The 5,946-nt window shown below is 69.9% G+C and carries 5 protein-coding genes and 1 riboswitch; all 5 genes read left to right on the top strand.

Annotated elements, in window-relative coordinates:
- A partial coding sequence (gene qcrC, locus B7L92_RS34970) for a cytochrome bc1 complex diheme cytochrome c subunit (protein WP_143626429.1) occupies positions 1-457 on the top strand: 457 nt, incomplete at its 5' end.
- Positions 454-1,512: a cytochrome bc1 complex Rieske iron-sulfur subunit gene (qcrA, locus tag B7L92_RS34975; protein ID WP_081241244.1), complete on the top strand. Its 1,059-nt coding sequence runs from the start codon at positions 454-456 to the stop codon at positions 1,510-1,512. The genes qcrC and qcrA, both read left to right, overlap by 4 nt.
- Positions 1,509-3,146 (top strand): cytochrome bc1 complex cytochrome b subunit, encoded by a 1,638-nt coding sequence (gene qcrB / locus B7L92_RS34980; RefSeq protein WP_081241245.1) that lies wholly within the window; start codon positions 1,509-1,511, stop codon positions 3,144-3,146. The genes qcrA and qcrB overlap by 4 nt, the downstream gene beginning before the upstream one ends.
- Positions 3,147-3,269: 123 nt before the next feature.
- The gene (trpD, locus tag B7L92_RS34985; protein WP_081241246.1) at positions 3,270-4,334 is read left to right on the top strand and encodes an anthranilate phosphoribosyltransferase; all 1,065 of its coding nucleotides are present in this window, start codon (positions 3,270-3,272) and stop codon (positions 4,332-4,334) included.
- A gap of 73 nt (positions 4,335-4,407) precedes the next feature.
- A riboswitch (SAM riboswitch) is annotated at positions 4,408-4,524 on the top strand.
- A 181-nt stretch (positions 4,525-4,705) separates the two neighbouring features.
- Positions 4,706-5,946, top strand: a 1,241-nt coding sequence (locus tag B7L92_RS34990) for an aminotransferase class V-fold PLP-dependent enzyme (RefSeq protein ID WP_081241247.1), incomplete at its 3' end; no start/stop codon positions are given.

The following is a 5,946-nucleotide window of genomic DNA, read 5'->3' on the forward strand; positions in this document are numbered from 1 at the left end:
GGCGGCCTACGTCGCCTCGCTGGGTGCCGGTCCGGCAATCCCGACCGAGGAGCAGTACGGTCCCGAGGGCGCCGACATCGCCAAGGGCGGTGAGCTCTTCCGCAACAACTGCGCCCAGTGCCACAACTTCACCGGTAAGGGTGGCGCGCTGACGCACGGCAAGTACGCGCCGGACCTCGAGGACGTCGACCCGAAGCACATCTACGAGGCCATGCTCACCGGCCCGCAGAACATGCCCTCCTTCCCCGACAGCGTGCTGTCGGAGCAGAACAAGAAGGACATCATCGCGTACCTGGGCGAGGTCAACAGCGATCAGACCGAGAGCCCGGGTGGCCTGTCGCTGGGCGGGCTGGGCCCGGTCAGTGAAGGCCTGTTCGGTTGGATCTTCGGTCTCGGCGGGATGATCCTCGTCGCTGTGTGGGTCGCCGCTCGGACCGCAAAGGCCAAGAAGTCATGAGTAGCCAAGACATTCCCGAAGAGAACCTGCCCGCAGCGCAGGACACCGCCCACGGTGCGCTGGGCGTCGCGGACGAGAAGAACCCGTTCGCCGACCCGGGGCTGCCGCCCCACGAGCACCGGGTCCAGGACATCGACGAGCGGGCCGCCAAGCGCTCCGAGCGCACGGTCGCCCTGCTGTTCACGGTGTCGATGCTGGCCACCATCGGCTTCATCGCCTCGTTCGTGGCGATCCCGATCGACAAGGTCGTCTACGTCTTCCCGCTGGGTCACATCGGCGCGCTGAACCTCGCGCTCGGCGTGACGCTCGGCATCGCGCTGTTCACGATCGGCGCGGGCGCGGTCCACTGGGGCCGCACCCTGATGTCCGACGAGGAGCTGACCGACGAGCGGCACCCGATCGAGGCGTCGCCGGAGGTCCGGACCAAGGTCATGGACGACTTCCGGCAGGGTGCCAAGGAGTCGGCGATCGGCCGTCGCAAGCTGATCCGCAACACCATGTTCGGCGCGCTCACCCTGGTGCCGCTGTCCGGCGTCGTGCTGCTGCGCGACCTCGGTCCGCTGCCCGAGGACAAGCTGCGCCACACCGCCTGGTCGAGGGGCAAGCTGCTCATCAACCAGAACACCAACGAGCCGATGCGTCCCTCCGACATCATCACCGGCTCGCTCACGTTCGCGCAGCCCGAGGGGCTGGACCCGCACGACCACGGTTTCAACAACGAGATCGCCAAGGCCGCCCTGATGATCGTCCGCATCCAGCCGGACGAGATCAAGGACAAGCGCGCGCTCGAGTGGTCGCACGAGGGCATCCTCGCGTACTCGAAGATCTGCACCCACGTCGGTTGCCCGATCTCCCTGTACGAGCAGCAGACGCACCACGCCCTGTGCCCCTGCCACCAGTCCACCTTCGACCTTTCCGACGGGGCCAAGGTCATCTTCGGTCCCGCCGGTCACGCCCTGCCGCAGCTGCGCATCGGCGTGAACGACGAGGGCTACCTCGAAGCGCTCGGTGACTTCGACGAGCCCGTCGGTCCTGCTTTCTGGGAGCGCGGATGAGTACCAACACCAGCACCGACTCCCGCTCTCGCGGGAAGGCCCCGGCCGGCGAACGCGTCGCCGACTGGGCCGACGGCCGGCTGGGGATCTACTCCCTGGCCAAGGCCAACATGCGGAAGATCTTCCCGGACCACTGGTCCTTCATGCTGGGTGAGATCTGCCTCTACAGCTTCATCATCATCATCCTCACGGGTGTGTACCTGACGCTGTTCTTCCACCCCTCGATGAACGAGGTGGTGTACCACGGCAGCTACGTCCCGATGCAGGGGCAGCTGATGTCGGAGGCGTACGCCTCCACCCTGGACATCAGCTTCGACGTGCGCGGCGGTCTGCTCATCCGGCAGATCCACCACTGGGCGGCGGTCATCTTCCTGGCCGGCATGTTCGTGCACATGATGCGCGTCTTCTTCACCGGCGCGTTCCGCAAGCCGCGCGAGATCAACTGGCTGTTCGGTTTCCTGCTGTTCGTCCTCGGCATGTTCACCGGTTTCACCGGTTACTCGCTGCCGGACGACCTGCTCTCCGGAACCGGTGTCCGCTTCACCCAGGGCGCGATCCTGTCGGTGCCGATCGTCGGCACGTACATCTCGATGTTCCTGTTCGGCGGGGAGTTCCCCGGCACCGACTTCGTGGCGCGGTTCTACTCGATCCACATCCTGCTGCTGCCGGGCATCATGCTGGGTCTGGTGGTCGCCCACCTGATCCTGGTCTTCTACCACAAGCACACGCAGTTCGCGGGCGCCGGACGGACCAACAAGAACGTCGTCGGCATGCCGCTGCTGCCGGTCTACATGGCCAAGGCGGGAGGCTTCTTCTTCCTGGTCTTCGGCTTCACCGCGCTGATCTCCGGCCTGGTGACCATCAACCCGATCTGGAACCTGGGCCCGTACCGTCCGGACTGGGTCTCCACGGGTGCCCAGCCCGACTGGTACATGGGCTTCGCCGAGGGTCTGGTCCGCGCCATGCCCGGTTGGGAGATCAACTTCTGGGGCCACACCCTGGTCCTGGGCGTCTTCATCCCGCTGGTGCTGTTCGGCCTCTTCCTCGCGTTCATCGCGCTCTACCCGTTCATCGAGTCCTGGATCACCGGGGACAAGCGCGAGCACCACATCCTGGACCGGCCGCGCAACGCCCCGACCCGTACGGGCATCGGCGTCGCCTGGGTCACGGCCTACCTGATCATGCTGATCGGTGGTGGCAACGACATCGTCGCCACGCACTTCGACCTCTCGATCAACGCGGTCACCTGGTTCGTCCGCATCGGCTTCTTCGTCGGACCGGTCGTCGCGTTCATCATCACCAAGCGGATCTGCCTCGGCCTGCAGCGCCGGGACAAGGAGAAGGTGCTGCACGGCCGCGAGTCGGGCATCATCAAGCGCCTGCCGCACGGTGAGTTCATCGAGGTGCACGAGCCGCTCAGCCAGGAGCAGATGTACACCCTCACGGCGCACGAGCAGTACAAGCCGGTCGAGATCGGCCCGGAGGTCGACGAGAACGGCGTCGAGCGCAAGGTGAAGGGCTCCGAGAAACTGCGCGCCAAGCTCAGCGAGGCGTACTACGGCGAGGAGTCCCAGATCCCGAAGCCCACCGTCGAGGAGTACAAGGAGATCACGAGCGGCCACGGCCACCACTGATCGCTGCGCTCGCCACGCCACGGTCGAAGGGCCCCGTCCGGTGTTCGGACGGGGCCCTTCGCCCTGTCCGGGGCTGGATAGGGTGGTTCCGAAGGATTCTTCTACGACGATCAGGAGCGGCTGATGAGCGCTGTGACCCCCGCTGGAGGCGACACCGCGGCGGGCCGCTCCTGGCCCGCCCTGCTGAACGGTCTGCTGGACGGCCGGGACCTGTCCGCCGACGACACCGCCTGGGCGATGGACCTCATCATGCGCGGCGAGGCGACCGACGCGCAGATCGCCGGCTTCGCGGTGTCCCTGCGGGCCAAGGGCGAGACGGTGGAGGAGATCACCGGCTGCGTGCGGGCGATGTACGACCACGCCAAGGTGATCGAGGTGCCCGGGGCGACGGTCGACATCGTCGGCACCGGCGGGGACGGCGCCAAGACGGTGAACATCTCCACGATGTCCTCGATCGTCGTGGCCGGCACCGGCGCGAAGGTCGTCAAGCACGGCAACCGGGCGGCCTCCTCCGCGTCCGGTGCCTCCGACGTCCTGGAGAAGCTGGGCGTCAACCTGGAGCTGTCCCCGCAGCGGGTGGCCGAGGTCGCGGAGGAGGCCGGGATCACCTTCTGCTTCGCGGTGAAGTTCCACCCGGCGCTGCGCCACGTGGCCGCCGCCCGCGGGCAGCTCGGCATCCGCACGGTGTTCAACTTCCTCGGCCCGCTGGCCAACCCGGCACGGGTCAAGGCCCAGGCGATCGGGGTCGCCGACCCCCGGATGGCGCCGATCATGGCGGGCGTCTTCGCCGGACGCGGCCACTCCTCGCTGGTGTTCCGCGGCGACGACGGCCTGGACGAGCTGACCACCACCGCCACCTCCCGGGTGTGGGTGGTCCGGGGCGGCGAGGTGACCGAGGAGACCTTCGACCCGCGGGACGTGGGGATCGAGCTGGTGCCGGTCGAGGCGCTGCGGGGCGCCGACGCCTCGTACAACGCCGAGGTCGCCCGGAGGGTGCTGGACGGCGAGAAGGGCCCGGTGCGGGACGCGGTGCTGCTGAACTCCGCGGCGGCGCTGGTGGCGCTGGAGCCGGGCGGCGGCACCCTCACGGAGCAGATCCGGGCCGGCATGGACCGGGCCGCCGAGTCCCTCGACTCGGGAGCCGCCAAGCGGGTCCTGGAACGCTGGGTCGCCGCCAGCAACGCCTAGCTCTTCCCGACGATGTCCCGCGATCCGGAAACGGGTTGCGGGACATCCGTCATTTCCCGTACTTTCCCGTCCAGGTCATGAGCGACAGCCATGAGGCCCCGGCCGGCTGTCCGGCAACCCTCCGTCCGTGGCGGGGTGCCCCGGGTGAGGACCAGGCCGTGAGCAGCAGGGCTCGCGGCAAGCGCGGACCCCTCGCACCCTTCGGAAGGGTGGGACCAGGGGTCCTGGTCGTTCGAGGGAGCCTTCCGTGAGCAAGCGAATGCGCTAGGGCCGCAGAGCCCCGCCTCCGCACACCTCCGTCACCTTCACCCCGCGCCCGGGCCGTGCCCGCTCGCGCGGTGAACCAGCCCTGCCTTCACGGGAGTCCAGCCATGTCCGTGTCCACCGTTGCCACCGTTGCCGCCGATCGACCCGTCCGCGCGCCCCTGCCCGTTCTGGGGCGGGACGTCACCGTCCCGCTCGTCACCGGCGGGGGGGTCGTCCACGCCGCGCTCGACTACGCCGCCAGCGCCCCGGCGCTCCAGCGCGTCTGGGACGACGTCGCCGCGTACGCGCCCCACTACGGCAGCGTCCACCGCGGTGCCGGGCACCTCTCCCAGCTCTCCACCGACCTGTTCGAGGACGCCCGCCGGACCGTCGCCGAGTTCCTCGGCTGCCGCCTCGAAGGCGGCGGTGGGCGACGGGAGGGGGACCAGGTCGTCTTCACCCGCTCCACCACCGACTCCCTCAACCTGCTCGCCGCCGCGCTCCCCGACGGCTGCGAGGTCTTCGTCTTCGAGACCGAGCACCACGCCGCCCTGCTGCCCTGGAGGAACGCGCGCGTCACCTGCCTCGACGCCCCGAGCAGCCCGCGGCAGGCCGTCGAGACCCTGGAGCGCGCCCTCGCCGACCGCCACCCCCACGGCCCCGCCCTGGTCTGCGTCACCGGCGCCTCCAACGTCACCGGCGAGCTGTGGCCGGTGCGCGAGCTGGCCGCCGCCGCCCACGCGCACGGCGCCCGGATCGTCCTGGACGCCGCCCAGCTGGCCCCGCACCGCCCGGTGAGCGTGCGCGAGCTGGACGTCGACTGGGTCGCCCTCTCCGGACACAAGCTGTACGCGCCCTTCGGCTCCGGTGTCCTGGCCGGCCGCGCCGACTGGCTGCGGGAGGCCGAGCCCTACCTCGCGGGCGGCGGCGCCAGCCGCAGGGTCACCCGGCGCGAGGACGGGACCGTGGACGTGGAGTGGCACGACGGCGCCGCCCGGCACGAGGCCGGCTCGCCCAACGTCATCGGTGTCCACGCCCTCGCCTCGGCCTGCAAGGCCCTCACCGAGGCCGGGTTCGACACCCTCGCGGCCCGCGAGGAGCAGCTGATCCGCACGGTGCGCGACGGGCTCGCGGACCTGCCCGAGGTGCGGTTCCTGTCCCTGTTCGGGGACGACGCCCCGCGCGTCGGGGTGCTCTCCTTCGTCGTCGAGGGCTGGAACAGCTCCCACTTCGCCGCCGCGCTGTCCGCCGAGTACGGCATCGGCGTGCGCGACGGGCTGTTCTGCGCCCACCCGCTGGTGCGCGGGCTGCTCGGCGGCGGCCCGCGGGACCGGGGCGAGTGCGGCGCCCCGGGTGCGGTGCCGGG

This window comes from Streptomyces viridosporus (genome assembly GCF_002078235.1).
Classification (GTDB): domain Bacteria; phylum Actinomycetota; class Actinomycetes; order Streptomycetales; family Streptomycetaceae; genus Streptomyces; species Streptomyces viridosporus.

Bases quoted from the DNA above. Each gene is read 5' to 3' on its own strand.
- qcrA (WP_081241244.1), top strand. From the start codon at position 454: ATGAGTAGCCAAGACATTCCCGAAGAGAACCTGCCCGCAGCGCAGGAC.
- qcrB (WP_081241245.1), top strand. From the start codon at position 1,509: ATGAGTACCAACACCAGCACCGACTCCCGCTCTCGCGGGAAGGCCCCG.
- trpD (WP_081241246.1), top strand. From the start codon at position 3,270: ATGAGCGCTGTGACCCCCGCTGGAGGCGACACCGCGGCGGGCCGCTCC.